Origin of the sequence: Micromonospora sp. NPDC050784 (assembly GCF_044456765.1) — a bacterium.
Taxonomy (GTDB): domain Bacteria; phylum Actinomycetota; class Actinomycetes; order Mycobacteriales; family Micromonosporaceae; genus Micromonospora; species Micromonospora foliorum.
The window spans coordinates 1-25,299 of sequence record NZ_JBITGG010000033.1 but is presented as its reverse complement, the minus strand read 5'-3'; the positions used below and the strand labels follow the sequence as shown (position 1 = coordinate 25,299).

Sequence of the window (25,299 nt, the reverse complement as noted above, 5' to 3'; positions counted from 1 at the left end):
CGGCGCACATCCATGCGCCGGTTGGCAAGAACTTCCAGACGTTTCCACTGGCGGGCCGCCCTTCCCCCGGGCGGACCCGCCATGACGACAGGAGCACCGATGCGCATCCGTACCGCGGGTGTGGTCGCCCTCTTCGCCCTGGCGCTCGCCGCCTCGGGCTGCGGTGGCGACAGCGACGAGCCGGCCGCGAAGGACACCCCCAAGGCCGCCGGCGGCAAACTGGTGATCTGGGCGGACGACAAGCGGACCGCCGCCCTCAAGCCGTTCGCCGAGAAGTTCGGCCAGGAGAACGGCGTCAGCGTCGAGGTCCAGGCCGTCAGCAAGGACCTGCAGACCAACTTCGTCACCGCGTCCCAGCAGGGCAGCGGCCCGGACGTGGTGGTCGGCGCACACGACTGGATCGGCAACCTGGTGCAGAACGGCGCCATCGACCCGGTGCAGCTCGCCGCCGAGCAGAAGAGCGCCTTCAACCCGACCGCCATCAAGGCGGTCACCTTCAACGGTCAGCTCTACGGCGTGCCGTACGCGCAGGAGAACCTGGCGCTGATCCGCAACACCGAGCTGGCCCCGGAGGCGCCGAAGACCATCGAGGACCTGGTCGCCAACGGCCGGGCGCTCAAGGCGTCGAAGAAGGCCACCGAGACGCTCTGCCTCCAGGTCGGCCAGAACGGCGACGCGTACCACATCTACCCGCTCTACACCTCGGCCGGCGGTTACCTCTTCGGGACCGGCGCCAACGGCGACTACGACCCGAAGGACCTGGGCGTCGGCAAGCCCGAGTCGGTCGAGGCCTTCAAGAAGATCGGCGCGCTCGGCGAGAAGGGCGCGGGGGTGCTCAAGCGCTCCATCGCGGACACCAACTCGATCGCCACCTTCACCGGCAAGAAGTGCGCGTACCTGGTCTCCGGACCGTGGGCCGTGGCCGACGTCAAGAAGGCCAACATCAAGTACGACATCTCGGCGATCCCCGGCTTCGCCGGCGGCAAGGAAGCCCAGCCGTTCGTGGGTGTGCAGGCGTTCTACGTCGCCGCCAAGGGCAAGAACAAGGCGCTGGCCCAGGAGTTCGTGGCCAACTACACCACCACGCCCGAGCTGGCCGTCGCGCTGTACAACGCCGAGCCCCGGCCGCCGGCGCTGACCGCCGCCCTCGACCAGGTCAAGGGCACCGACCCGGACCTGGCCAAGTTCCAGGAGGCGGGCAGGAACGGGCAGGTGCTCCCGGCCATCCCGGCGATGGCCGCGATCTGGGACCCGTTCGGCAAGGCCGAGGCCGCCGTCATCGGTGGGGCCGACCCGACCAGCACCATCACCGCGGCCGGCAAGACCATCTCCGGCCAGATCAAGTAATGAGTACGCCGCTGTCCGGCCCGGGGTCTGCCACGCAGGCCCCGGGCCGGGAGCCCGACGGCTCCCACCCCGCGCGCTCCCGTCCGTCGCGTACCCGCGACGACGCACCGATCACCCTGACCGGGCTCGCCGGCAAGGTGCTCCTGCTCGGCCTGACCGCCGGTGTCGCGGTCTGGGCGGCGTTCCCGCTCGTCGCATCCGGAATGTGGGCCGGCCTGGCGCTGCTGGCGGCGTCCACCGCCGGACTGTTCTACCTGTACCTCACCCGTCGGCACATCCCGGCCAAGTACCTGGTCCCGGGAACCCTGTTCCTGATCGCCTTCCAGGTCTTCCCGGTGCTGTACACCGCCAGCACCGCCTTCACCAACTTCGGCGACGGGCACCGGGGCAGCAAGGACGACGCGGTCGTCGCCATCGCGTCCTCGTCGGTCACCCAGGTGCCCGGGTCCGCCGAGTACGCCCTGTCCATCGCCACCATGGGCGACCCGGCCACCGGTGCGCTGGTCTTCCTGGTCACCGATCCGGGCACCGGCACGGTCTCCGTCGGCGACACCGACGGGCTGCGCCGACTCGACCCCACCGACGTCACCGTCGCCACCGGTGGCCGGGTCACCGCCGCCGACGGGTACACCGTGCTGACCGTCGGCCAGGCCAGCTCCCGCAGCAAGGAGATCACCGACCTGGTGGTGCCCACCCCGGGCGGCGCGGTGCGCTCCAGCGGCCTGTCCCGGGCGTACGAGGGCAAGGCGGTGCGGGCGTACGAGCCAGGCTGCGACTGTGTCCGGGACGCCGAGACCGGGCGGACCTGGACCGCCGACGACGGGGCGGGCGCCTTCGTCGCCGCCGACGGTGAGCGGTTGGCCCAGGGCTGGAAGGTCAACGTCGGGCTCACCAACTTCACCCGGGTGCTCACCGACGAGAACATCTCCGGCCCGTTCCTGGGCAGTCTCATCTGGAACTTCGCCTTCGCCATCGGCTCCACCGGAGGAACGTTCCTGCTCGGCATGCTGATCGCCCTGGTCCTGCACTCGCCCCGGATGCGCGGCACGAACCTGTACCGGGTGGTGCTCGTCCTGCCGTACGCCATGCCGTCGTTCGCGATGCTGCTCGCCTGGCGGGACATGTTCAACGCCGACTTCGGACTGATCAACAATATGTTCGGGGTGAATGTGGACTGGTTCGGGCAGGCGTGGACGGCCCGCTTCGCGGTCATCCTGGTGCAGCTCTGGCTCGGCTACCCGTACATGTTCCTGGTCGCCACCGGCGCGTTGCAGGCCATCCCGCGCGAGCTGACCGAGGCGACCGCGGTCGACGGGGCCTCGCCCTGGCAGTCCTTCCGGGCGGTCACCCTGCCGCTGCTGCTGGTCGCGCTCTCGCCGCTGCTGATCTCGTCGTTCGCGTTCAACTTCAACAACTTCAACGCGATCTACCTGACCACCGAGGGTGCGCCCTTCCCGGCCGACAACCCGGCCAACGGTGCCACCGACCTGCTCATCACGTACACCTATCGGCTGGCCTTCGGCGGGCAGGGCGCGCAGTTCGGCTTCGCCGCCGCGATCTCGCTGTTCATCTTCGCCATCGTCGCGGTGGTTTCCGCGATCAGCTTCCGGCGGACCCGCAAACAGGAAGAGGTGTACGCGTGAGCGCGAGGAGTGAGCTTGCGAGCCCCGCAGTCGCGAACGAAAGGTGGCTCGCGTGAGCGTGGTCGACCGCAAACTCAACCGGACCGGTCGGCGGCGTCACCGCTGGTTCGCCCAGGTCGGCTGGCGGCATCTGGTGGCCCTGCTCGGCGTGCTGTTCAGCCTGTTCCCGATCGTGTTCGTGCTCTCCGCCGCGCTCAACCCGCTCGGCACGTTGTCCACCACCGAGTTGGTGCCGACCGGCGGGGTGTCCCTCGGCAACTTCGGTGGGCTGTTCGAGCGGACCGCCTTCGGGCGGTGGTTCCTCAACTCGCTGCTGATCGCCGGGTTGGCGTCGTTCGCGTCGGTGTTCCTCTCGGCGCTCGCCGCGTACGCCTTCTCCCGGATGCGGTTCCGCGGCCGCCGGGTGGGGCTGCTCTCGCTGCTCCTGATCCAGATGTTTCCGCAGTTCCTGGCGATCGTGGCGATCTACCTCATCTTCGGCACGATCACCGACCTGTGGCCGTCGATCGGCTTCAACACACCCTGGGGCCTCCTTCTGCTCTACCTGGGTGGCGCGCTCGGCGTGAACACCTGGTTGATGAAGGGTTTCTTCGACACGCTGCCGCGGGAGTTGGACGAGTCGGCGACCATGGACGGTGCCTCGCACGCCCAGGTCTTCTTCCGGATCATGCTGCCGCTGGTGGCGCCGATCCTGGCGGTCGCCGGGCTGTTGGCCTTCATCGGCACCATCAACGAGTTCCTGATGGCCAACGTCTTCCTCACCAGTACCGACTCCAAGACCCTGGCGGTGGGGATGTACGGCCTGTTGGAGGGCAACGAGCGCAACAACAACTTCGGCATCTTCGCGGCCGGCACCCTGCTGACCGCGATCCCGACGGTGCTGGTCTTCCAGTTCCTCCAGCGCTACATCGTCTCCGGGCTGACCTCGGGAGCCGTCAAGGGCTGAGACCGCGGTACGGCCGGTCTCCGGTGGCGCGAGGTAGGGTGCTTCGGCACCGCGCCGATGCCGCTCAGCGAGAGCGGGTCAGCGAACGTGTGGCGGGCCTGCTTCACTAGCCGCTGGTGGCCCGCCGCCCTTCATCCGCCGTCCGGTGCTGTTCCCGGGGAGACTTTCGTGCAACTGTCGATCTTGATGCCGGTCTACAACGAAGCGGAACGCGTCGCGGAGGCCCTGAAGCAGGCCCTCGCCGTGCAGTACCCGTGTGAGATCGAGATCGTGGTGGTCGACGACGGCAGTACGGACGAGACCGCCGAGATCCTCGGTCGAATGGATGACGCGCGGCTGCGGGTCGTGACGCACCCCCGCAACGCGGGCAAGGGCGCGGCGATCAAGACGGCCGTGGACAACGCCCGGGGCGAGTACATGGTGATCCTGGACGCCGACCTGGAGTACGACCCACAGGACATCCCGAAGCTGTTGGCGCCGGTGCTGGAGGGGAACGCGACCGTCGTCTACGGCAACCGCACCTTCGGCAGCCACAGCGCCTACAGCTTCTGGTACGTGGTCGGAAACCGGGGAGTCACCACGGCGGCGAACGTCTTGTTCAACTCCTACATCGGCGACCTGGAGACGTGCTTCAAACTGATGCCGGTGGAGCTGTACCGATCGCTGGACATCCGGTCCCGCGGGTTCGGCATGGAGGCCGAGGTGACGGGCAAACTGCTGCGGCGGCGGATCCGCCCCTACGACGTGCCGATCGCCTACCGGGCGCGGGGCCGTGCCGAGGGCAAGAAGATCACCTGGCGGGACGGGGTGGAGGCGTTGTGGATCCTGGGCCGGGAACGGGCCCGCCGTCGTCCCGGCGTCGTTCCCGCCAAGACGCTCGCTGACCGATGACGACCACGAGGCGCCCGGACCAGACCACCATCGTCCGGATCGTCGTGGCCCTCGTCGGGGTGGGCTGTCTACTCCTGACGGCTCAGGGCGCCGTGCAGGCGACCGGCCGCGGCATCGCCCTGATGAGTGACCGGGAACACGACCTCCCGGCAACCCAGCACCAGGTGGACCTGGAGACGCTCTGGCGTCAGTTCGTCGAGCAGGTGCCGCCGGGCAGCCGGATCTCGCTCACTCCCGCCCGGACCAACAAGGGCCTGTGGCACCAGCGGTTGAGTGAGCTCGCCGCGCTGCGCGGGTGTGTCGTCGTCCAGGGGGCGCCGCGGGACTACTCGGTGGGCGTCGCCGCGGTGCAGCGGAAGCGGCCGACCAGCGCCGGCGTACGGCTGGTCGTCCGGAAGGGCGACTGACGACATGGATGTCACCCCGATCCTCGCCGTACTCGCCCTCCTCGTCGCCGGTTTCCCGCTGGCCTTCGCGATCCTGCGCAGTCCCTTTCTCGCCCTGCTCCTCGCGCCCCTGGTGGCGGCGCTGCTGAGCACGGTCGCGGTGCTCCTGATGCTGGTCGTCGGCGGTCCGCTGCCGCTCTGGATCGCCCTGGTGGTGGCCGCCGGAGTGGGCTGCGCCTGGTGGCTGTTGCGCCGCCCCGGCGAGCCGGTGCCGTACGGAGGGTGGTCGCACGCGCTGCTGATCGCGCTGCCACTGCTACCGCCGTGCTTCATGATCTTCGAACCGCCCTACCAGTGGGACGCGCACTCCATCTGGTGGCTGCACGCCGGCTACTTCGCCAACGGGAGCGAGTACGCGCGGACGACGATCGGCAGCCCCGCCTTCGTCTTCTCGCACACCGACTACCCGCCCTTCGCCTCCGCGCCGATCGCTGCCGTGTGGAGCGTCGTCGAGCCGGACTTCCGTACCGCCCAGCTCGTTGGCGCGCTGGTCACCGTCTCCGCGATCGCGATGCTGGTCTACCTGGTCCGGCGGGCGCTGGGCCGGGTGTCCGCGCGGGTGGCCTGGGCGCTGGCCATCGCGGTGGGCCTGGCCACCTGGTCGAACGTCGAGTACGCGGTGACCGGCGGGCTCGCCGACGCGCTCTGGTCCGCCGCCTTCGCCGGCGCGGTGGTGGCCCTGCTGCTCGGTGCGGATCCGCTGCGCCGGCCCCTGTTGCCGCTGTTGTTGCTGACCGTCGCGGCGCTCAGCAAGAACGAGGGGCTGATCGCCGTCGTGGGCCTCGCCCTGCTGGTCACCGTGCGGGCCCGCGCCGACCTGCGGCGAGCCGCGCTGGTCTGGCTGCCGGTGCTGGCCGGGGGCGCCTGGGCGGTGTTGGCCCGCCTGCTGGACGCCCAGTCGGACATCACCGAAGGCGCCTCGGGTGACCGGACTGCGCCGGTGATGGAGCGGTTCCAGCTCACCATCGTGGCGTTGTGGGACGTGGTCGGTCTGCTGCTGGTGGGTGCCGCGGTGGTGGCGCTGCTCGGCACCCTGTTCCTGCGCGGGCGACGCCGTGCGACCGGGCTGGCAGCGGACGGCTGGCTGTGGGCGGCCAACGGCTACTACCTGGCCGTCCTTGTCGGGACCTACCTGTCCGGCCCGAACGACATCGAGTGGTGGTTGGCGACCTCGGTGCAACGGGTGACGCTGCCGGTGACGCTCCTGTCGGCGGTGAGCCTCGCCGGGTGGGTCGCCGTCGCGTTCGGCGGTGACGATCGGGCGGAGTCGCGACCGGTGCTCGACCAGCCGCACGAGCCGGCCCTGTCGCGCGCCGCCCCGACAGCGACCGGTTGATCGACTGATTCGCGTTTGTCGGCGGTTCCCACTACTACGATCCGTCGTTCATAGGGAAGTATGGCGAGCGTGGAAGCTCTCAGACTCATCCTCCTCTACGTCCATCTGATCGGGTTCGCCCTGCTGCTCGGTGGCTCGATCGCCCAGTACGCCAGCGGCCGGCTGCGGATCAACCCGGCCATGTTGTGGGGCTCGGTGATCCAGGTGCTGACCGGGCTGGGCCTGTCCGCCCCCCTGCGCGACGGCGACGAGCCGGCACCGGCAAAACTTGTGACAAAGTTGGTGATCGGGCTGCTGATCTTCGTCATGGTCTTCTTCTCCCGGAAGCGGGACATGGTCAACCGTGGTCATTTCCTCGCGATCATCGGTCTGACCCTGGTCAACGCGGCGGTCGCGGTCTTTTGGCGGTAACGTCCGAGGAGGGAAACGCCTCCAGAAAACGGACGTTGCGGACGCCACGGCGCTCGGTTACCAGCACGAAGAGTGACTTGCCCCACGCAAGGGTTACACCCGGGTAACAGGCGCTCAACAGTCGTGCACGATTGTCGGCCGGTGGGTGGGCGCGGGCGTACGCTCCCGTCCGTAACGTGGGACAGCCGGCGGCATACCGCAGGTCGGCTGATGGGCTGCCACCGCACTAGGCGCGGTGTGCAATGGGAAGGAGACGTCTTGCGCTCGGTGCGTGGGATGCGGATCGCCTCGATCTTCGCGGTGGGTGGGCTCGCGCTCACCGCCGCCGCTTGTGGCGAGGCCCCCAAGGATGACAACAACGCCGGCAGTGGCGCCAAGAAGTTCAGCGCCTGCATGGTGACCGACGTCGGCGGCATCGACGACAAGTCGTTCAACACCTCGGCCTGGAAGGGTCTGCAGGAGGCCAAGGCCGCCAACGACAACATCGACATCAAGTTCGTCGCGTCGAAGGCGGAGGCCGACTACGAGCCGAACCTGACGCAGTACGTCAACCAGAAGTGCAACTTCATCCTGGCGGTCGGTGGCCTGATGGCCAACGCCACCAAGAAGATCGCGGCTGCGAACCCGAACCAGGAGTTCGGCATCGTCGACTCCAACCCGGGTCTGGACAACATCTACCCGATGCAGTTCGACACCGCCCAGGCCGCGTTCCAGGCCGGTTACCTGGCGGCCGGGATGAGCAAGAGCGGCAAGGTGGGCACCTACGGCGGTCTGCCGATCCCGCCGGTCACCATCTTCATGGACGGCTTCGTCGACGGTGTGAAGTACTACAACACCACCAAGGGCAAGAACGTCCAGGCGCTGGGTTGGAACAAGGAGACCCAGAAGGGCTCCTTCACCAACGACTTCGCCAAGCAGGACGAGGGCAAGAAGGTCTCCGACGCGCTGGTCGCCCAGGGCGCGGACATCATCATGCCGGTCGCCGGCGGCTCCGGCCTCGGCACCACCGCCGCGGCCAAGGCGTCGGGTGGCAAGTACAGCACCATCTGGGTGGACGTCGACGGCTGCGAGAGCACCCCGGACTGCTCCGCGATCGTGACCACCGTGGTCAAGAACATCCCGGATGCCGTCAAGGAGGCCGTGATCAAGGCCGCCGCCGGTGACAAGCTGCCGGCCAAGCCGGGCTTCGTCGGCACCCTGGCCAACAACGGTGTCTCGATCGCCCCGTACCACGACTTCGACAGCAAGGTCCCGGCCGAGCTGAAGGCCGAGGTCGACAAGATCAAGGCGGACATCGCCGCCGGCACCATCACCGTCACCTCGAAGGCCCAGCCGACCAAGTGACAACCGGCCGGCCCCTCCGGTGAGATCATCGGTGAGGTCGGCGGGGGACAGGTACGACCGATCGGCCGCTCCGGCTCCGCGGATACCCAGCGGGGTCGGAGCGGCCGATCGCGCACCATGGCGGCCGGTCCGATCCGGCCGGTTCCACGGCAGCTAGGCTGCACCATCGCTCGCACTCCAGGAGGTTGCGCTGAGACTCGAACTGCGCGGCATCACCAAGCGGTTCGGTGATCTGGTCGCCAACGATCACATCGACCTGACGGTGGAGCCTGGAGAGATTCACGCCCTCCTCGGCGAGAACGGCGCGGGCAAGTCGACCCTGATGAACGTGCTCTACGGGCTCTACCAGCCCGACGAGGGCGAGATCCTGGTCGACGGCAAGCCGCTGAAGCTGAAGGGCCCGTCCGACGCGATCGGGGCCGGGATCGGCATGGTGCACCAGCACTTCATGCTGGTGCCGGTCTTCACCGTCGCCGAAAACATCATGCTCGGCGCCGAGCAGGTCCGGGGTGGCATCGCCGGCTTCCTGGACCGGCGTCGGGCCCGACGCGAGGTCACCGAGGTGTCCGAGCGCTACAACCTGCGGGTCGACCCGGACGCGGTGATCGAGGACCTGCCGGTCGGCGTCCAGCAACGAGTCGAGATCGTCAAGGCGCTCACCCGCGACGTCGACCTGCTCATCCTGGACGAGCCGACCGCGGTGCTCACCCCCCAGGAGACCGAGGAGTTGCTGACGGTCATGCGGTCGCTCAAGGCGGCCGGAAAGTCGATCGTCTTCATCACCCACAAGCTCGGCGAGGTCAAGGCCATCGCCGACCGGATCACCGTGATCCGACGCGGAAAGACCGTCGGCACCGCCTCGCCGGAGGCCAGCCGGGACGAACTGGCCGCGTTGATGGTCGGACGCAACGTCCGGCTCACCGTGGACAAGTCCCCGGCCACGCCGGGCGAGCCGGTGCTGGAGGTGGCCGGGCTGGTCGTCGACGACGACCGGCAGATCCGCGCGGTCGACGGCATCGACCTGACCGTACGCGCGGGCGAGGTGCTCGGCGTGGCGGGCGTACAGGGCAACGGTCAGACCGAGCTGATCGAGGCGATCATGGGCCTGCGCCCGGTGCTCGCCGGCACGGTCAGCCTGGCCGGCGACCGGATCGACGGCTGGAAGCCCAAGAAGGTGCTCCGGGCGGGCGTCGGCTACGTTCCCGAGGACCGCAGCGTGGACGGCCTGGTCAAGGAGTTCAGCGTCGCGGAGAACCTGGTGCTGGACATCTACGACCGGCCGCCGTTCGGTGCCGGGCTCGCGCTGAAGCCGAACGCGATCGCCGCCTCGGCGAAGGAACGGATCGAGCAGTTCGACGTCCGTACCTCATCGGCCGACGCCGCGGTGGGCACCCTCTCCGGGGGTAACCAGCAGAAGGTGATCGTGGCCCGGGAGCTGTCCCGGCCGCTGAAGCTCCTCATCGCCGCCCAGCCGACCCGTGGCGTCGACGTCGGGTCGATCGAGTTCATCCACAGTCAGATCATCCGCGAACGGGACATCGGCACCGCCGTCATGGTCGTCTCCAGCGAACTCGACGAGGTGATCGGGTTGGCCGACCGGATCGCGGTGATGTACCGCGGCCGGATCATCGGCATCGTCGGCCCGGACACCGCGCGTGAGGAGATCGGTCTGCTGATGGCCGGCATCAGCCCGGACGCGGCCCACGACGCCGTCACGGCACCCGCCGCCGATCAGCCCGACGCGGCACCCGCCGCCGATCAGCCCGACGCGGCACCCGCCGCCGAGAAGCCCGGCGTGGCAGACGGGAGCCCGGCGAGCGCCGACGGTTCCGCGAGCGAGGACGAGGCATGACCAACCCCAACCCGCAGTCCGGTTCGCCGGACAAGGAGCCGGTGAGCGAGGCGCAGGCCGCGCAGAACGCGCTCGGCAACACCGAACGGGCCGAGGTGGCGACCGAGCCGGACCGCTCGGCGGCAACGGCGAAGCCGGACCGGGAGCCGGAGGCGAAGCCGAGCCTGGGCCGGTTGTTCCTGGACAACCTCTGGGCGGCCAACACCTTCACGGTGACCCTGCTGTCGCTGGTGCTGGCGATCGTGGTCGGCGCGGTGCTGATGATCATTTCTGATCCCGAGGTTCTCTCCACCTACTCGTACATCACCTCCCGCCCGTCGGACGCGATCAACTCCAGCTGGACGCTCGTCAGCGAGGCGTACGCGAACCTGTTCAAGGGGTCGGTGTTCGACCCCGAGGCGTTCTCCGGTTGGTTGGACGGCGCCAACGGTTGGCAGGCCGTGCTCGCGCCGATCTCGGAGACGCTCACCTACGCGGCGCCGCTGGTCTTCACCGGTCTGTCGGTGGCGCTGGCCTTCCGGGGCGGCCTGTTCAACATCGGCGCCCAGGGCCAGGCCACCATCGGCGTGATCATGGCGGCGCTGGCCGGCTTCCTGCTGCCGCTGCCGCCCGGCCTGCACCTGCTGGTGGCGGTGCTGGCCGGCGCGCTGGGTGGAGCGATCTGGGGTTTCATCCCCGGCATTCTCAAGGCCCGGGCCGGCGCGCACGAGGTGATCAACACGATCATGCTCAACTACGTCGCCACGTACTTCCTCACCTGGTTGATCGTGCAGAACGGCGTGCAGGACCCGACCCGTACCGACGCGATCAGCAAGGCGGTGGACAGCTCCGCCCAGCTGCCCCGACTGCTCGGAGACAACCTGCGGGTGCACGCCGGCATCCTGCTCGCCGTGCTGGCCACCTGGGCGGTCGCCTGGCTGCTCAACCGCTCGACGCTCGGCTTCGAGCTGCGCGCGGTCGGCGCCAACCCGGACGCCGCCCGGACCGCCGGCATCAGCGTCACCCGGACGTACATCCTGATCATGGTGTTCGCCGGCATCCTGGCCGGCCTCGGCGGCTCGAACATGGTGCTCGGCTCCACCGCCAGCGCGTTGACCCCGCTGGTGGTCGCGCAGATCGGCTTCGACGGCATCCTGGTGGCGCTGCTGGGGCGGGTGAAGCCCTGGGGGGTGCTGCTCGCCGCGTTGCTGTTCGGGGCGCTGCAGGCCGGTGGTAACCGGATGCAGTCGTACTCCGGGATCTCGCTGGAGCTGGTGACCGTGCTCCAGGCGCTGATCGTCATCTTCATCGCCGCGCCGGCCCTGGTGAAGGCGATCTTCCAGCTCCGGGCCGCACGTGCCGCCCGGTTGCAGACGAGCCTGGCGAAGGGCTGGTAACTCATGTCCACCATGGCTGTCCCCGACATCGCCGTCGCCCCGGTCGACGAGGGCTTCTGGACCCGCAGCCGCAAGGTCGGCCTCACGCTGCTGGGGCTCGGCCTGCTGTCCGCGGTGCTCTTCGGCGCGCTCGCCACCGACCAGCAGGCCCGGTTCACGCTCAGCGACGACGCGGCCGGCGCCGCACTGGAGATCAACGGCACGATCGGGGCGATCCTGTTCGGGATCATCACGATCGCCGCCGGCGCGGCGCTGCTCGCCGGGGTGCCGAAGCGGTGGTTCCTTCCCGTGCTCGGCGTCGGGCTGGTCGCCTTCGTGCTGTCGTTCCTCTGCTGGCAGGTCTCCGCCGCGCCGGCCGGGCAGAACTTCATGCCGCTGGTCAACATCATCCGGGGCACGTTCATCCTGGCCCTGCCGCTGATCTTCGGCGCGCTCGCCGGGGTGCTCTGCGAACGCTCCGGTGTCGTCAACGTGGCCATCGAGGGCCAGCTGCTGATGGGCGCGTTCAGCGGGGCCCTGTTCGGCAGCATCTCCGGCAGCGTCTGGGTGGGCCTGGTCGCCGCCGCCATCGGCGGCGCGTTCATCTCGCTGCTGCTGGCCGTCTTCGCCATCCGCTACCTGGTCGACCAGGTCGTCATGGGCATCGTGCTGAACCTGCTGGCCGTCGGCGTCACCGGCTTCCTCTACGAGCGGCTGATGCAGACCGACGCCGAGAAGTACAACAGCGCGCCCCGCTTCAGCAACTGGGAGATCCCGCTGCTGAAGGACATCCCGGTGCTCGGGCCGGCGCTGTTCCGCGGCAACATCTTCCTCTACCTCGGGCTGCTCCTGGTGCTGGTGATCCACATCGGGCTGTTCCGTACCCGGTGGGGGCTGCGGACCCGATCGGTCGGCGAGCACCCGATCGCCGCCGACACGCTCGGCGTCAAGGTGCTGCGGGTCCGCTACCGCAACGTGCTGCTGGCCGGCGTGGTCGCCGGCATCGGTGGCGCGTCCTACACGCTGGCGCTCTACTCGTTCACCAAGAACATGATCGGCGGTAAGGGCTTCATCGCCCTGGCCGCGCTGATCTTCGGCCGGTGGAACCCGACCGGCGCGCTCCTCGCCGCGCTCTTCTTCGGTTTCGCCGACCAGCTCGCCACCTACCTGGGCGCGATCAGCAGCTCCATCCCCAGCCAGTTCCTGGCCATGCTGCCCTACCTGGCGACCATCCTGGCCGTCGCCGGGCTGGTCGGCCGGGTCCGGGCACCGGCCGCCGACGGCAAGCCGTACATCAAGGGCTGATGCCCGCAGGCGTGCCCGGCGGGACGTCCCGCCGGGCACGACCACAGCGGTCGCCCGCCAAACCCACCCAGACACTTCCCGGGTACGCCGTGGTGGTCCTCGGCGTCAGGCCGCCGCAGCCGCTCCGATCCGCTCGGAGAACTCCACGAGGCGGTTGGAGAAGCCCCACTCGTTGTCGTACCAGCCGAACACCTTGACCTGGTTGCCGACGGCCTCGGTCAGCGGCGCGTCGAAGATCGACGAGTAGGGGTTGCCAACGATGTCCGCCGAGACCAGCGGCGCCTCTGAGTACTGCAGGTAGCGCCGCAACCCCGGGGATGCGGCCGCCTCGCGGAAGGCCGCGTTGACGTCCCGGACGTCGGCGCTCTGGCGGAGGACCACGGTCAGGTCGGTGATCGAGCCCGTCGCGACAGGTACGCGCAGAGCGGCGCCAGTGAGACGCCCGTCGAGCTCCGGGATGACCTTGCCGATCGCCTTCGCCGCGCCCGACGACGTCGGGATCGTCGAGACAGCCGCCGCACGGGCGCGGCGCAGGTCGGAGTGTGGCGCGTCGTGGAGCCGCTGGTCGCCCGTGTAGGCGTGGACCGTCGTCATCAGTCCCGACTCGATGCCGAACGAGTCGTTGAGCACCTTCGCGAGCGGCGCCAGCGAGTTCGTGGTGCAGGAGCCGTTGGAGAAGACGTCGTGGCTGTTCGGGTCGAGCCGGTCGTCATTCACCCCGAGCACGAACGTGGGGACGTCCCCCTTGGCCGGCGCCGAGATGATCACCTTCCTCGCGCCGCCCTTGAGGTGGGCCGCCGCCGCGCCGCCATCCGCGAAGTGGCCGGTGGACTCGATCACGACGTCGACGCCGACGACACCCCAGGGGATGGTGGCCGGGTCGGACTGCGCGAAGACCCTCATGCGCGTGCCCTGAACGGCGATCGCGTCGCCGTCGAAGGCGACGCCGTCCAGATGGCCGGAGATCGAGTCCCACTCGAGCAGGGTGGCCAGCGTGCGGGCATCGGTGAGGTCGTTCACCGCGACCACCTCGACGTCGGCGTTGTTCGCCAGGGCTGCCCGCAGGTAGGTGCGCCCGATCCGTCCGAACCCGTTGATGCCGATGCGTACCGTCATGGCTTCAGTTCCTCCTGTCGTTCTCGTGGGCGAGCCCGGCTGGTGCCGCCGCCCGGAGCAGGCTGAGGGCGCCGGCGCGGGCATCGTCGAACGGGCCCGGGTCCTGCTGGGCGATCGCGAGCACATAGCCGCCCTGTAGGACGGCCATCAGGGTGCTGGCGAGTTGCTCGGGGTCGAGGTCGTCCCGCAGTTCGCCAGCGGCAACTGCCTCGCGAAGCACCGTGACCCAGCGGACGCGGACCTGGGCGAACGCGCGCGCCACCGGGGCAAGCAGCACCGGGTCCTCGCGGACCTGCGGGTCCTGGGTCATCCGGCCGACCTTGCAGCCCTTGAGTGCGTCGCGGGGACGCATCAGGTATGCCTCGATCCGAGCCATCGGGTCGCCCGGATCGTCGAGTTCGGACGCCGCCGGCAGCAGATCGGCGACGTTGCGCTCAAGGGCGGCGAGCGCGAGATCCCGCTTGGTCGGGAAGTGGTGGTACATGCTGCCCTGGCCCACGCCGGACCGTTCGCGAACGTCACGCGGGCTGGTGTCGGCGTAGCCGCGCTCCCACATGAGCTCGCTCATGGTGTCGACCAGTAGTTGTCGCGAGTCCATGGCGTCACTGTACATACCAGTAGGTACAGAGTGCCCGTGGACCCCGCCCTGCCCGCTCCTGACCTGGGCTGCTTGGGCAGAATGGTGGCATGACCGACATTGACTGGGCGCGGCTGCGCGCCGCCGCCACCGACGCGATGCGGCACGCGTACGCGCCGTACTCGACGTTCCCGGTCGGCGCGGCCGCGCTGGTCGACGACGGCCGCGTGGTGGTCGGCTGCAACGTGGAGAACGCCGCGTACGGGGTGACGCTCTGCGCCGAGTGCGGGGTCGTGTCCAGCCTGCACGCCACCGGTGGCGGTCGGCTCGTCGCGCTCTCCTGCGTCGACGCGACCGGCGAGCCGTTGATGCCGTGCGGCCGCTGCCGGCAGCTGCTCTGGGAACACGGCGGGCCGGACTGCCTGATCGAGAGCAAGACCCGGCCCCTGCGGATGGCCGAGCTGCTGCCGCACGCCTTCGGCGTGGAGGACCTGGAGGCGGTCACCGGTGAGACGCCGCTGCCGGTGGTCCCGGAGCGGCTCGCCGCCTGGCGCGGGCGCGGCACCGTCTTCGTGCACCCGGACATGTCCGCGGGTCAGCAGGTCTGGACGGCGTACTGGGAGCGGTCGGCCGGAGACGATGCCGGCGCCGAGACCGGGGTGCTGGAGGAGGCGCCGAGCTGGGACGACCCGGCCGAGGCGATCACCTGGGGCCTGGCCCGGACGCCCCGGGTGGTCGTGGTGGACGCCACCGGCACCATCTTCTGGGCTGGTGAGGGTGAGCCGCCGTTGGAGATCCCGGTTCGCTGGGCTGCTGATTGAGCTTGGGATTGGTTGCGGTTGAGGGCCGGGGCCGACCGCGCCCGGCTCCGGGCGGTCAGGCTTGATCCCTCCGCCGGGCACGGTCGGCCCCGGCCCCGTCGTGGGCACTGCCGTCCGTCGGGCACGATTTCTCCAACCGACTAAGAAAGATCATTTGATGAGCGGGTTTGCTGCTGTTGACGTTATTCGGACGAAGCGGGATGGGGGTGTGCTGTCGGACGCCCAGATCGACTGGGTGGTCGACTCGTACACCCGGGGGGTTGTCGCCGACGAGCAGATGTCCGCGTTGGCGATGGCGATCCTGCTCAACGGCATGACCGGGCCGGAGATCGCCCGGTGGACCGCCGCGATGATCGCCAGCGGTGAGCGGTTGGACCTGTCGGCGGTACGCCGGCCGACTGTCGACAAGCACTCCACCGGCGGCGTCGGCGACAAGATCACTCTGCCGCTCACCCCGCTGGTGGCGGCGTGTGGCGCGGCCGTACCGCAGCTGAGCGGCCGGGGTCTCGGGCACACCGGCGGCACGCTGGACAAGTTGGAGTCCATCCCGGGCTGGCGGGCCACGGTGAGCAACGACGAGTTCATCGCCCAGTTGGACGAGGTCGGTGCGGTGATCTGCGCCGCCGGTGCCGGGCTCGCCCCCGCCGACCGCAAGCTGTACGCGCTGCGCGACGTGACCGGCACCGTGGAGGCGATCCCGCTGATCGCCAGCTCGATCATGAGTAAGAAGATCGCCGAGGGCACCGGGGCGCTGGTTCTCGACGTCAAGGTCGGCTCGGGCGCCTTCATGAAGTCCGTCGACCAGGCCCGGGAGTTGGCGCGCACCATGGTCGAGCTGGGCGGTGCGCACGGTGTGCGGACGGTCGCGCTGCTCACCGACATGTCCACCCCGCTGGGCCTGGCGATCGGCAACGCGGTCGAGGTGACCGAGTCGGTCGAGGTGCTGGCCGGTGGCGGGCCGGCGGACGTGGTGGAGCTGACCCTCGCCCTGGCCCGGGAGATGCTCGACGCCGCCGGCCTTCCGGACGCCGATCCGGCGGCGGCCCTGCGCGATGGCCGGGCCATGGACTCCTGGCGGGCGATGATCCGGGCGCAGGGCGGCGACCCGGACGCACCCATGCCGACGGCCGCCGAGGTGGAGGTGGTCCGCGCCGAGCGGGACGGATACGTCGCGGCCGTCGACGCGTACGCCATGGGGGTTGCGGCGTGGCGGCTCGGCGCGGGTCGGGCGCGCAAGGAGGACCCGGTCAGCGTGCCGGCCGGTGTGGTGTTGCACAAGCGGCCGGGTGACGAGGTACGGGCCGGTGACCCGCTCTACGAGCTGCGTGCCGAGGACGCGTCGCGGATTCCGGCCGCGCTGACAGAGGCCGCCGAGGCGGTCCGGATCGCGTCGACGGCCCCGGCGGCGACGTCGTTGGTCATCGAACGCATCGGCTGATCGATCCGGCGTCCCCTGGCGTGGTGCCGGTCACCTGGGAGCGCTATTGTCGCAGGCCAAGGGGGGACAACCGGCCTTGCGCCGGCGCGAGCAGACAGGAAGATCCGCCGTGACCGTTGCTGCCCCCGACCCACGTGAGGTGCGCGAGGCGAGCCTGGACGAGCTGTCCCGGCTCGGCCTGCCGTTGCCGCCGGCCCAGTTTCCCCTCGTCTGGGAGCCGGGTGACCAGATCGACCTGCGCCCGACGGTGGAGATCGAGGCGCGGATCGCGGTGCTGCACCTGATCCTGGCCCGCTGTTTCGGGATGCCTCCGCAGGCGGCGATGAGCTGGTTGCTCGGCTCGCACCTGGTCGACATGGTCACCCCGCCGGAGTGGCAGTTCGTGATGGGCGGCAAGGGCGACCACCGGTCGTTCGTGCTGCACCACGACGCGCTCTTCGCGCTGGCGTGGGTGCTCGGGCTGAGCAAGCAGCTCGACCCGACGCTCGCCGTCGACGAGCGGCTGGTCGAGCGGCTGCCGCACATCGCCGAGGGGGAGACCTTCCCGCACTGGCAAGCCCGGATCCTCACGGCGCCGCAGCACCCGGCCGACGCGGCCGCCCTGCTCGACCTGCACTACTGCCTGGACTGGGCGTACCTGGAGACCGAGCGCGGCGGCCGGCGTGCGCCGGGCCTGGTCGACGCGAACGCGATCGGGCAGCGGCGTTGGGCGCTGGAGTGGGCGGTGATCCTGCGCGGGCCGTACCACGACGAGCCGCCCGGCTGGGAAGAGGTCGACCTCTCCACCTGAGCTCAGCGGGGCCGGTACGCGTCCACCCGGACCGCCACCGTCACCCGTACCGGCTCGGGCAGGGCGGCCAGCCGGGCGGCGAGCGCGTCCGGGTCGGTGTGCCAGGCGCTCGGGCCCATCCCGACCACTGTGGCGACCTCCGCCCGGCTCAGGGCGAGCTCCACCCGGTGCGCCGCCGAGCTGACCAGGGTGAAGTGCCCGCCGAGGCTGTCGGTCACCCGGTCGGCCTTGTCCGGGTCCACCCGGAGCAGGTCGAGGGCGTCCACCAACTCGGCGAGATGGTCGGTGTCCGGCGTGACCACCAGCAGCGTCCCGGCCGGATCGAGCACCCGGTGGAACTCGGCGCCGTTTCGCGGCGCGAAGACGTTCAGCAGCACGGCGGTCGAGGCGTCCGCGAGCGGCAGCCGCTGCCAGGTGTCGGCGAGCGCGGCGGCGGCCCGGGGATGCGCGCGGGCCGCGCGGCGCAGCGCCGGCTTGGACACGTCCAGGGCCAACCCCACGGCGTCCGGCAGCGCCGCCAGCACCGCGGCGAGGTACCGGCCGGTGCCGGCGCCGGCATCCACCACCAGGGGGTACGCCCCGAAGCCCGCCCCGGCGCGCGTCGCCGCGTCGGCAAGCGCTCCCGAGATGACGTCGTAGTGCCCGGCGGCCTGGAAGTCCGCACGGGCGGCGACCATCTCGGCGGTGTCACCGACGTGCGGCGCCCGACCGGTGAGCAGGTTCACGTAGCCCTGACGCGCGATGTCGAAGCTGTGCCGCCGTGGGCAGCGCAGTGCCCGAACGTCGGTGGCCTGTCGAAGCGGTTCGCCGCAGACCGGGCAGCGCAGCCGGTCGAGGACCCGGGGGTCCATGTCAGGCCGCGGCTTGTCCAACCCACGGAACGCGTCCATGTCGTCGAGCCTAGTGGCCTGGCTCGGCGGGCCTGAGCTGGCTGACTAGGGTCTGAGCATGGTCGCAACTATCCGATACGAGGACATCGTCAAGGTCCCGAAGGCGCTGCTGCACGACCACCTCGACGGCGGGCTGCGGCCGGCGACGATCGTCGACCTGGCCGCCGAGGTGGGCCACGAACTGCCCACCACCGACCCGGAGGCGCTCGGACGCTGGTTCGCGGACGCGGCCGACTCCGGCTCGCTGGAGCGCTACCTCGAGACGTTCGCGCACACCGTGGCGGTCATGCAGACCGCGCCCGCGCTGCGTCGGGTGGCCCGCGAGTGCGCCCTGGACCTGGCCGCCGACGGAGTGGTCTACGCCGAGGTGCGCTTCGCCCCGGAGCAGCACCTGGAACGGGACCTGAGCCTGGACGAGGTGGTCGAGGCGGTGCTGGCCGGGTTCGCCGAGGGCACCGCGCAGGCGGTCGAGGCCGGCCTGAGCATCCGGGTGGGCACCCTGCTCACCGCGATGCGGCACGCCGCCCGCTCCCAGGAGATCGCCGAGCTGGCCGTGCGGCACCGGGACGCCGGGGTGGTCGGCTTCGACATCGCCGGCGCCGAGGCGGGCTTTCCGCCCACCCGGCACCTGGACGCCTTCGAATACCTGCAACGGGAGAACTTCCACTTCACCATCCACGCTGGCGAGGCGTTCGGGCTGCCGTCGATCTGGCAGGCGATCCAGTGGTGCGGAGCGGACCGGCTCGGCCACGGGGTGCGGATCGTCGACGACATCGCCCCCGACGGCTCGCTCGGCCGGCTGGCCGCGTACGTCCGGGACAAGCGGATCCCCCTGGAGCTGTGCCCCTCGTCGAACGTGCAGACCGGTGCGGTCGCCTCGATCGCGGACCACCCGATCGGCCTGCTGCGGGACCTGCGCTTCCGGGCGACCGTCAACACCGACAACCGGCTGATGAGCGGCACCTCGATGTCGCGGGAGATGTCGCTGCTGGTGGAGACCTTCGGCTACGGCTGGAAGGAGTTGCAGTGGTTCACCATCAACGCGATGAAGAGCGCCTTCATCCCGTTCGACGAGCGGCTGCGGATCATCGATGAGGTGATCAAGCCGGCGTACGCGAAGTTGCTGGCCTGAGTTCAGCCGTGTGGGTGGCCGGCGAGCAGGCCGGCCACCCGGCGCAGCACCTCCCGGGCGCGGGCCGCCTCGGCCCCCAGACCCATCTGTCGACGCAGCACCGCGGGCTCGGCCCGCAGCAGCGCCACGCCCCGCCGAATCAGCACCCGGGGTGCCTTGCGCTGCTCGGACAGGTCGCGGGCGAGTCGGCGGAGGAAGGTCGCCCCGCGAGGCCGGCGCAGCGCGTACGCCCCGGCGAGCAGGCCACGGCGACGGCACTCCTCGACGATCTCGGCGGCGAAGATCCCTTCGGCCACGAAAAGTGGCGATCCGGCGACATCAAATGGCCGGGTGGTCACCCTTCGATCCGCGCCGATCGCATAAACCGGCACATCGGCTCGGCCCTCGCGGGCAAGTCGGGCAATGATTTCCACCGCACCGGGGGCGTCCCAGGACTGCGGCGATTCCCAATCCACCTGGCCGTTTCGTCTCGGCAACGTAGGGTCATCGCCGTCTTTGTAGAAGTCGTCCAAGCAGAGCACCGGCAAGCCGGTTTGCTGCGCTATGTACGACTTTCCGGAGCCCGATGGGCCGGCCAGTAGGACAACTCGGTGCGGATGTTTCATTACCTTCAGTTACTCCGGCCAGACAGACTGCTATCAAATCGCATCAACATCTCATCACACCTTCGGTTGGGGACAACCTGGGCTTTCTTCTTGTCGAGCGGCGTGATGGAATCTCGGGGGTCCGACCCGCCGGGTCGGTCGCTGGGCGTTGCCCGGGGCAACGCGTTCAAGCTGTAATCGCGAGGGCGGTGACGTGAGCAAACGGCCAAAGACGGCGGGCTCCTTCCTGTCGCGGCTGCGCCGGCCGGCCAGCCGGCTCCGGGACATGCCGATCTGGTCCAAGCTCGGTCTCATCATGATCGTGCCGACCATCGCCACGGTCGTGGTGGGCACCAGTGGTCTTATCGACCACGTGGAGACGCTCAACAATGCCAACCGAGCTGGCGACCTGGCGAATCTGTCGAGCTATTCGGGTGACCTGGTCGACAGCCTGCAGGACGAGCGGACCGCCGCCGTGCTGCTGCTGGGCGCGGACGGGACGCAGCCGACGGCGCAGTACCAGGAGGCCTACAACCGGGTGAACTCCCGGGTGGACCAGGACGCGATCCCCTACCGGCAGCAGCGGACCGAGATCGAGGACCTGCCGAGCAGCCTGGAAAGTCTGCTCGACGGCATCGACCAGAACCTGCAGGACCTGTCCGGCGTCCGCAGCCAGGTGTTCAACGGAAAGCTCGCGCTCACCGAGACCGTGCAGGCGTACGAGGGTCTGATCAGTGACCTGCTCGCCATCCGCGACTCGTCCACGCAGCTCGCCGGTGACAACCAGCTCAGCGACCGGATGCGCGCCGCCGCGGCGGTCGCCCGGGAGAAGGAGTTCCTCGCCGTACGCCGGGTCGTGGTGCACCGCGCGCTGGGTGTCAAGGGCGGACAGCGCCTGACCCCGGCACTGCGCAGGGACTACGTAGCCAGTGACACCGGCCAGCAGCAGGCCCTGCAGAGCTTCAAGGCCGTCGCCACCCCGGACGACGCGAAGTTCCACGACCAGACGGTCGCGGGCGGCGACCGCCGGCAGGCACAGAACTACACCGGCTGGATCGACGGCAACACCACCGGCAACATGCGCGGTGCGCCGTTCGGCCCGGACCAGTGGGAAGCCGCCATGACGGCCAACGCCAAGCTGATCCGCACCGTCGAGCGGAAGCTCGACAGCGAAGTGGTCGACCAGGCCGACACCCTCCGCTCGGACGTCCAGCGCCAGGTCTTCCTGGAGACCGGCCTGCTGCTCAGCATGCTGCTGCTCGCCATCCTCTTCGCGTACCTGGTCGCCCGCTCGATGGCCCGCTCGCTCCGTGAGCTGCGGCAGGGCGCGCTCTCCGTCGCCCAGTACGGCCTGCCACAGGCGGTGGCCCGACTGCGCGACCCGCAGGTCGTCGGGCAGCTCTCCCCGGTGCAGTTGGCCAACCAGATCGCCGAACCGCTACCGGTTCGCAGCAAGGACGAGTTCGGCCAGGTGACCGAGGCGTTCAACGCCGTCCACCTGGAAGCCGTCCGCACGGCCGCCGAGCAGGCGGCACTGCGCGCCTCCGTCGCGACCATGTTCGTCAACCTGGCCCGCCGTTCCCAGATCCTGGTCGACCGCCTCATCGGGCACCTCGACCGGCTGGAGCGCGGCGAAGAGGACCCGGACCGGCTCGCCGAGCTGTTCCAGCTCGACCACCTGGCCACCCGGATGCGCCGTAACGACGAGAACCTGCTGGTGCTCGCCGGTGCCGACTCCACCCGTGTGCAGCGTGAGCCGGCCGCTCTCATCGACGTGCTGCGCGCCGCGCAGTCCGAGGTCGAGCACTACACCCGGATCGAGTTCGGGGTCATCGACCGCGACATCGAGGTCGCCGCGCACGCGGTCAACGACCTGGTGCACCTCGTCGCGGAGCTGTTCGACAACGCCACCGCGTTCTCCCCGCCCGACTCGCAGGTCATGGTCGAGGCTCGCCGGGTCGGTGACCGCTCCTCGCTGTACGTCGAGGACCGCGGCATCGGCATCAGCGCCGAGCAGTTGCACGACCTCAACGAGCGGCTCGCCACGCCGCCGCAGGTGGACGTGGCCGTTTCCCGGATGATGGGCCTGGTCGTGGTCGCCCGGCTGGCGTCCCGGCACGGTGTCCGGGTCGAGCTGCGCCCTGGCAACGAACGCGGCACGGTCGCCGACGTGACCCTGCCCACCTCGGTGCTGGTGCCCCGGGCGCTCTCCGGTCGGGTGCAGCAGCCTCCGGCGCTGCCGGCGGCCGGTGCTCCCCAGTTCGGTGGTCCGCAGTCCGGTGGGCCCGCGCCGGTCTTCGGCGCGCTGCCCGCGCTGGGCAACGGCCCTCGCCCGAGCGAGTCCGGCAACCAGGTCACCCTGGGCGGTCGTCCGTTCGACCCCGCGTCGCGCAACGGCGCCGGCACCCCCGCCAACGGTGGCGCGTACCGGTCGATGCCGGCCTGGTCCGACCTGACCGGCGCGGCCGGGACGAACGGCGTCAACGGCGGCGACGGGTTCACCCCCCGGTCGGCCAACGGCCAGGGGATCGACCCGCTGCCGCAGCGCCGGGCCGGGGACGAGAGCCCCACCACCGGCCAGCAGCCGTCCATTCCGCGTCAGCTGCCGAGCAGCCCCGAGGCGCACCCGTACTCGGCGCCGCCGGTCTCCGCGCAGCCCTACTCCGGCGATCCGGTCTCCGCCTCGCCGGCTTCCGGCCAGCCCTACTCCGGGCAGCCCTACTCGGGTGCGCCGTACGGCGGCGCGCCGGTGTCCGCCGCTCCGGCCTCCGGCCAGCCGTACGCCGGTCCGCCGGTGTCGGCGTCGCCGGTCTCGGCCTCGCCCGCGTCCGGTCAGCCCTACTCGGGCCAGCCGTACTCGGCGCCGCCCGCCTCGGGCCAGTCGTTCAGCGGGTTCGCGCCCCGGTCCGCCCCGCCCGCCCAGGCAGCCAGCGCCCCGGCACCGCCGGCCTGGCCGCCAGTGCCGGGCAGCGACCGGGACACGGCCACCCCGCCGGTGCCCGAGCGGCTCGCCGCCGCCCTGGACATGACGACGGAGTTGCCTCGGGTACCGCGACCCGGCGAGCAGCCGGCCGCAGCCCGGCCTCCGGCGCCAGCGCCGACCCCGGCAGCGGCACCGGCTCCGGCTCCGCAGACCCGGCCGACGCCGCAGCAGCCGCAGGCGCAGAACCGTCAGCGGTACGCGGACGAGACGATGGAGCTGCCGATCTTCCGGGAGCTTGAGTCGGCCTGGTTCCGTACCCGTCGCCCGGGCTCCGAGGAGACCGCGGCCGGCGCCCAGCCAGCGACGAACGGCGACTCCGCGACCCAGCAGTTCGCCACGGTCGAGGCCAGCGGTCGGGCAGTCCACAAGACACCACCCGGGACGACAGGTAACACACCGATGGCAGACACTCCGACGGCCGGAGGAGCGCCGCGGGACAACGGCTCCACAGCGAACGAGGGCACCCGCCCGAGCCTCGCCGAGAGCCTGCCGAACCGCCGGTCGCAACCGCAGAGCAACGGCTGGCAGACCGCTGCCGACGACGGCTGGCGTGCTGCCTCCGCGGCGGCCGGCGCGGTGCCGGTGAGCGAGACCACCACGACCGGTCTGCCGAAACGCAAGCCGATGGCGCAGCTGGTGCCCGGCGCGGTGGAGAAGCCCACCACCTCGGTCCAGCGGCGCTCCCCGGAGGCGGTCCGTGGCCTGCTCTCCGCCTACCACCGGGGCGTGCAGCGAGGGCGTAGCACCTCGGACAACCCGACCAACCCGGAGGCGACTCCGGGAGGGCAATCCTCGCAGTCTGGCTCAGGCCCGGTGGCCGGGAGCGGGCAGAAGGAGCAAGAAGGATGACAACTACGCAGGATCTTGGTTGGCTGCTGGCCAACTTCGCCGACCGGGTGCCCGGCGTCGCGCATGCGGTCGCCGTATCGGCCGACGGCCTACTCCTCGCGTCGTCACGGGATCTGCCGCGCGACCGGGCAGACCAGCTCGCCGCGATCTCATCGGGTCTGGTCAGCCTGACCCAGGGGGCAGCACGCTGCTTCGAGGGAGGCGCGGTGTTGCAGACCGTCGTGGAGATGGACAATGGCTTCCTGTTCCTGATGTCCATCTCGGACGGCTCGTCCTTCGCCGTGCTGGCCGCCCGCAGCTCCGACGTGGGCCAGGTTGGCTACGAGATGGCGCTGCTGGTCGACCGGGTAGGCGACGCGCTGACCCCGCAGCCGCGTGCGGCTGCGGGCATGCTGGGCTGACGTTTTCGCCGATCGTGAGGTCGGCACTACTGAAACAACGACAACGACGGGTTTCACCGGTGGGAGCCGGTAACGGGTGCGAAGGAGGTGAGCGGCGAGATGGCCGATCGTGACGAACCAACCGGAGCGTTGGTCCGTCCATACGCCGTGACCCGTGGTCGCACCCGTCCCCGGCTCGACATCGCGCTGGAGGCGCTCGTCGAGACGACGGTGCGCGGTCGGGCCGCTGCCAATGGCAACGGCGGCCAGGGCCGCGAACACCAGTACATCGCCGCGCTGTGTGACGGACGCGTGCAATCGCTCGCAGAGATCGCGGCGCGGATGCAGCTCCCGCTCGGTGTGGCCCGGGTGCTCATCGCCGACATGGCGACGGACGGCCTGGTCGCGGTCCACGAGCCGACCATTTTGGACGACTCCGACGACGCGGTGGGCACTGAACTGCTGGAGAGGGTGCTGAGTGGACTTCGCAGGCTCTGACATGTCGCACCGCCCGCCGAACCCGAGCGGCCGCGTGACGTCGGCGAAGATCGTTATCGCCGGTGGATTCGGCGTCGGTAAGACGACGCTGGTCGGCTCGGTCTCGGAGATCACGCCGCTGACCACCGAGGCCATCATGACCTCCGCTGGCGTGGGCGTCGACGACACCCGGCAGGTGCCGGGCAAGACGACGACCACGGTGGCCATGGACTTCGGCCGGATCTCGATCGACCGTGACCTGATCCTGTACCTGTTCGGTACGCCGGGTCAGACCCGTTTCTGGTTCATGTGGGACGAACTGGTGCGGGGTGCGATCGGTGCGGTCGTGCTGGTGGACACTCGCCGGCTGGCCGACTGCTTCGCGG

At 70.3% G+C, this 25,299-nt stretch carries 23 protein-coding genes; 19 read left to right on the top strand and 4 right to left on the bottom strand.

What is annotated here, in order from left to right; all coding sequences use genetic code 11:
• The first annotated feature begins 99 nt into the window (after positions 1-99).
• The 11 genes from ACIBD9_RS30850 (at position 100) to ACIBD9_RS30800 (ending at position 12,876) form a co-directional block, all read left to right on the top strand.
• Positions 100-1,347 (top strand): extracellular solute-binding protein, encoded by a 1,248-nt coding sequence (locus ACIBD9_RS30850; RefSeq protein ID WP_387172379.1) that lies wholly within the window; start codon positions 100-102, stop codon positions 1,345-1,347.
• On the top strand, positions 1,347-2,990 hold the full coding sequence (locus ACIBD9_RS30845) for an ABC transporter permease subunit (protein ID WP_396722919.1): 1,644 nt from the start codon (positions 1,347-1,349) through the stop codon (positions 2,988-2,990). Before ACIBD9_RS30850 ends, ACIBD9_RS30845 begins: the two co-directional genes overlap by 1 nt.
• Before the next feature lie 52 nt (positions 2,991-3,042).
• Positions 3,043-3,936, top strand: a complete 894-nt coding sequence (locus tag ACIBD9_RS30840) for a sugar ABC transporter permease (RefSeq protein WP_396722916.1) — start codon at positions 3,043-3,045, stop codon at positions 3,934-3,936.
• Positions 3,937-4,104: 168 nt separating this feature from the next.
• Positions 4,105-4,827 (top strand): glycosyltransferase family 2 protein, encoded by a 723-nt coding sequence (locus tag ACIBD9_RS30835; protein ID WP_387172374.1) that lies wholly within the window; start codon positions 4,105-4,107, stop codon positions 4,825-4,827.
• Complete coding sequence (locus ACIBD9_RS30830; protein WP_396722914.1) at positions 4,824-5,234, top strand: hypothetical protein; 411 nt, start codon at positions 4,824-4,826, stop codon at positions 5,232-5,234. Before ACIBD9_RS30835 ends, ACIBD9_RS30830 begins: the two co-directional genes overlap by 4 nt.
• 4 nt (positions 5,235-5,238) lie before the next feature.
• Positions 5,239-6,609 (top strand): hypothetical protein, encoded by a 1,371-nt coding sequence (locus tag ACIBD9_RS30825; RefSeq protein ID WP_396722913.1) that lies wholly within the window; start codon positions 5,239-5,241, stop codon positions 6,607-6,609.
• A gap of 69 nt (positions 6,610-6,678) precedes the next feature.
• Positions 6,679-7,020, top strand: coding sequence for a hypothetical protein (locus tag ACIBD9_RS30820; RefSeq protein WP_396722911.1), 342 nt, complete (start codon positions 6,679-6,681; stop codon positions 7,018-7,020).
• Positions 7,021-7,296: 276 nt separating this feature from the next.
• Positions 7,297-8,364, top strand: a complete 1,068-nt coding sequence (locus ACIBD9_RS30815; RefSeq protein ID WP_396722968.1) for a BMP family protein — start codon at positions 7,297-7,299, stop codon at positions 8,362-8,364.
• 190 nt (positions 8,365-8,554) lie between these two features.
• Complete coding sequence (locus tag ACIBD9_RS30810) at positions 8,555-10,216, top strand: ABC transporter ATP-binding protein (protein ID WP_396722966.1); 1,662 nt, start codon at positions 8,555-8,557, stop codon at positions 10,214-10,216.
• Positions 10,213-11,592: an ABC transporter permease gene (locus ACIBD9_RS30805; RefSeq protein ID WP_387172370.1), complete on the top strand. Its 1,380-nt coding sequence runs from the start codon at positions 10,213-10,215 to the stop codon at positions 11,590-11,592. Before ACIBD9_RS30810 ends, ACIBD9_RS30805 begins: the two co-directional genes overlap by 4 nt.
• A gap of 3 nt (positions 11,593-11,595) precedes the next feature.
• On the top strand, positions 11,596-12,876 hold the full coding sequence (locus tag ACIBD9_RS30800; protein WP_396722908.1) for an ABC transporter permease: 1,281 nt from the start codon (positions 11,596-11,598) through the stop codon (positions 12,874-12,876).
• A 105-nt stretch (positions 12,877-12,981) separates the two neighbouring features.
• Here ACIBD9_RS30800 and gap read toward each other — a convergent pair whose 3' ends face one another.
• Positions 12,982-13,992: a type I glyceraldehyde-3-phosphate dehydrogenase gene (gene gap / locus ACIBD9_RS30795; RefSeq protein WP_396722906.1), complete on the bottom strand. Its 1,011-nt coding sequence runs from the start codon at positions 13,990-13,992 to the stop codon at positions 12,982-12,984.
• A 4-nt stretch (positions 13,993-13,996) separates the two neighbouring features.
• Positions 13,997-14,590: a TetR/AcrR family transcriptional regulator gene (locus tag ACIBD9_RS30790; RefSeq protein ID WP_396722904.1), complete on the bottom strand. Its 594-nt coding sequence runs from the start codon at positions 14,588-14,590 to the stop codon at positions 13,997-13,999.
• Between the two features lie 89 nt (positions 14,591-14,679).
• Here ACIBD9_RS30790 and ACIBD9_RS30785 point away from each other — a divergent pair, with 89 nt between their 5' ends.
• The 3 genes from ACIBD9_RS30785 (at position 14,680) to ACIBD9_RS30775 (ending at position 17,618) form a co-directional block, all read left to right on the top strand.
• Positions 14,680-15,390 carry a cytidine deaminase gene (locus tag ACIBD9_RS30785; protein WP_396722902.1) on the top strand — a complete coding sequence of 237 codons (711 nt, stop codon included), beginning with the start codon at positions 14,680-14,682 and terminating at the stop codon, positions 15,388-15,390.
• A 157-nt stretch (positions 15,391-15,547) separates the two neighbouring features.
• The gene (locus ACIBD9_RS30780; protein WP_396722901.1) at positions 15,548-16,828 is read left to right on the top strand and encodes a thymidine phosphorylase; all 1,281 of its coding nucleotides are present in this window, start codon (positions 15,548-15,550) and stop codon (positions 16,826-16,828) included.
• 109 nt (positions 16,829-16,937) lie between these two features.
• Complete coding sequence (locus tag ACIBD9_RS30775; protein WP_396722900.1) at positions 16,938-17,618, top strand: DUF4272 domain-containing protein; 681 nt, start codon at positions 16,938-16,940, stop codon at positions 17,616-17,618.
• Positions 17,619-17,620: 2 nt separating this feature from the next.
• Here ACIBD9_RS30775 and ACIBD9_RS30770 read toward each other — a convergent pair whose 3' ends face one another.
• Complete coding sequence (locus tag ACIBD9_RS30770) at positions 17,621-18,469, bottom strand: putative RNA methyltransferase (RefSeq protein ID WP_396722964.1); 849 nt, start codon at positions 18,467-18,469, stop codon at positions 17,621-17,623.
• A 97-nt stretch (positions 18,470-18,566) separates the two neighbouring features.
• On the opposite strand from ACIBD9_RS30770, the gene ACIBD9_RS30765 reads away from it, so the two are divergent.
• Positions 18,567-19,640, top strand: a complete 1,074-nt coding sequence (locus tag ACIBD9_RS30765; protein ID WP_387172356.1) for an adenosine deaminase — start codon at positions 18,567-18,569, stop codon at positions 19,638-19,640.
• A 2-nt stretch (positions 19,641-19,642) separates the two neighbouring features.
• Here ACIBD9_RS30765 and ACIBD9_RS30760 read toward each other — a convergent pair whose 3' ends face one another.
• Positions 19,643-19,936 (bottom strand): hypothetical protein, encoded by a 294-nt coding sequence (locus ACIBD9_RS30760; protein ID WP_238410792.1) that lies wholly within the window; start codon positions 19,934-19,936, stop codon positions 19,643-19,645.
• Positions 19,937-20,438: 502 nt separating this feature from the next.
• Here ACIBD9_RS30760 and ACIBD9_RS30755 point away from each other — a divergent pair.
• From ACIBD9_RS30755 to ACIBD9_RS30740, 4 genes are all read left to right on the top strand, one after another.
• Positions 20,439-24,056, top strand: coding sequence for a nitrate- and nitrite sensing domain-containing protein (locus ACIBD9_RS30755; RefSeq protein ID WP_396722898.1), 3,618 nt, complete (start codon positions 20,439-20,441; stop codon positions 24,054-24,056).
• Entirely contained in the window at positions 24,053-24,457 is a 405-nt protein-coding gene (locus tag ACIBD9_RS30750) for a roadblock/LC7 domain-containing protein (RefSeq protein ID WP_030329023.1), read from the top strand. The genes ACIBD9_RS30755 and ACIBD9_RS30750 overlap by 4 nt, the downstream gene beginning before the upstream one ends.
• 99 nt (positions 24,458-24,556) lie before the next feature.
• Positions 24,557-24,934: a DUF742 domain-containing protein gene (locus ACIBD9_RS30745; protein ID WP_030329021.1), complete on the top strand. Its 378-nt coding sequence runs from the start codon at positions 24,557-24,559 to the stop codon at positions 24,932-24,934.
• 1 nt (position 24,935) lies between these two features.
• Positions 24,936-25,299: ATP/GTP-binding protein (locus ACIBD9_RS30740; protein ID WP_358130702.1), on the top strand; the 364-nt coding region annotated here is incomplete at its 3' end.

What these genes read in the sequence shown, in the direction of transcription:
- ACIBD9_RS30850 (WP_387172379.1), top strand. Translation starts at nt 100, where the DNA reads ATGCGCATCCGTACCGCGGGTGTGGTCGCCCTCTTCGCCCTGGCGCTC.
- ACIBD9_RS30845 (WP_396722919.1), top strand. Translation starts at nt 1,347, where the DNA reads ATGAGTACGCCGCTGTCCGGCCCGGGGTCTGCCACGCAGGCCCCGGGC.
- ACIBD9_RS30830 (WP_396722914.1), top strand. Translation starts at nt 4,824, where the DNA reads ATGACGACCACGAGGCGCCCGGACCAGACCACCATCGTCCGGATCGTC.
- ACIBD9_RS30825 (WP_396722913.1), top strand. Translation starts at nt 5,239, where the DNA reads ATGGATGTCACCCCGATCCTCGCCGTACTCGCCCTCCTCGTCGCCGGT.
- ACIBD9_RS30815 (WP_396722968.1), top strand. Translation starts at nt 7,297, where the DNA reads ATGCGGATCGCCTCGATCTTCGCGGTGGGTGGGCTCGCGCTCACCGCC.
- ACIBD9_RS30805 (WP_387172370.1), top strand. Translation starts at nt 10,213, where the DNA reads ATGACCAACCCCAACCCGCAGTCCGGTTCGCCGGACAAGGAGCCGGTG.
- ACIBD9_RS30800 (WP_396722908.1), top strand. Translation starts at nt 11,596, where the DNA reads ATGTCCACCATGGCTGTCCCCGACATCGCCGTCGCCCCGGTCGACGAG.
- gap (WP_396722906.1), bottom strand. Translation starts at nt 13,992, where the DNA reads ATGACGGTACGCATCGGCATCAACGGGTTCGGACGGATCGGGCGCACC.
- ACIBD9_RS30790 (WP_396722904.1), bottom strand. Translation starts at nt 14,590, where the DNA reads ATGGACTCGCGACAACTACTGGTCGACACCATGAGCGAGCTCATGTGG.
- ACIBD9_RS30785 (WP_396722902.1), top strand. Translation starts at nt 14,680, where the DNA reads ATGACCGACATTGACTGGGCGCGGCTGCGCGCCGCCGCCACCGACGCG.
- ACIBD9_RS30780 (WP_396722901.1), top strand. Translation starts at nt 15,548, where the DNA reads ATGAGCGGGTTTGCTGCTGTTGACGTTATTCGGACGAAGCGGGATGGG.
- ACIBD9_RS30770 (WP_396722964.1), bottom strand. Translation starts at nt 18,469, where the DNA reads ATGGACCCCCGGGTCCTCGACCGGCTGCGCTGCCCGGTCTGCGGCGAA.
- ACIBD9_RS30765 (WP_387172356.1), top strand. Translation starts at nt 18,567, where the DNA reads ATGGTCGCAACTATCCGATACGAGGACATCGTCAAGGTCCCGAAGGCG.
- ACIBD9_RS30750 (WP_030329023.1), top strand. Translation starts at nt 24,053, where the DNA reads ATGACAACTACGCAGGATCTTGGTTGGCTGCTGGCCAACTTCGCCGAC.
- ACIBD9_RS30745 (WP_030329021.1), top strand. Translation starts at nt 24,557, where the DNA reads ATGGCCGATCGTGACGAACCAACCGGAGCGTTGGTCCGTCCATACGCC.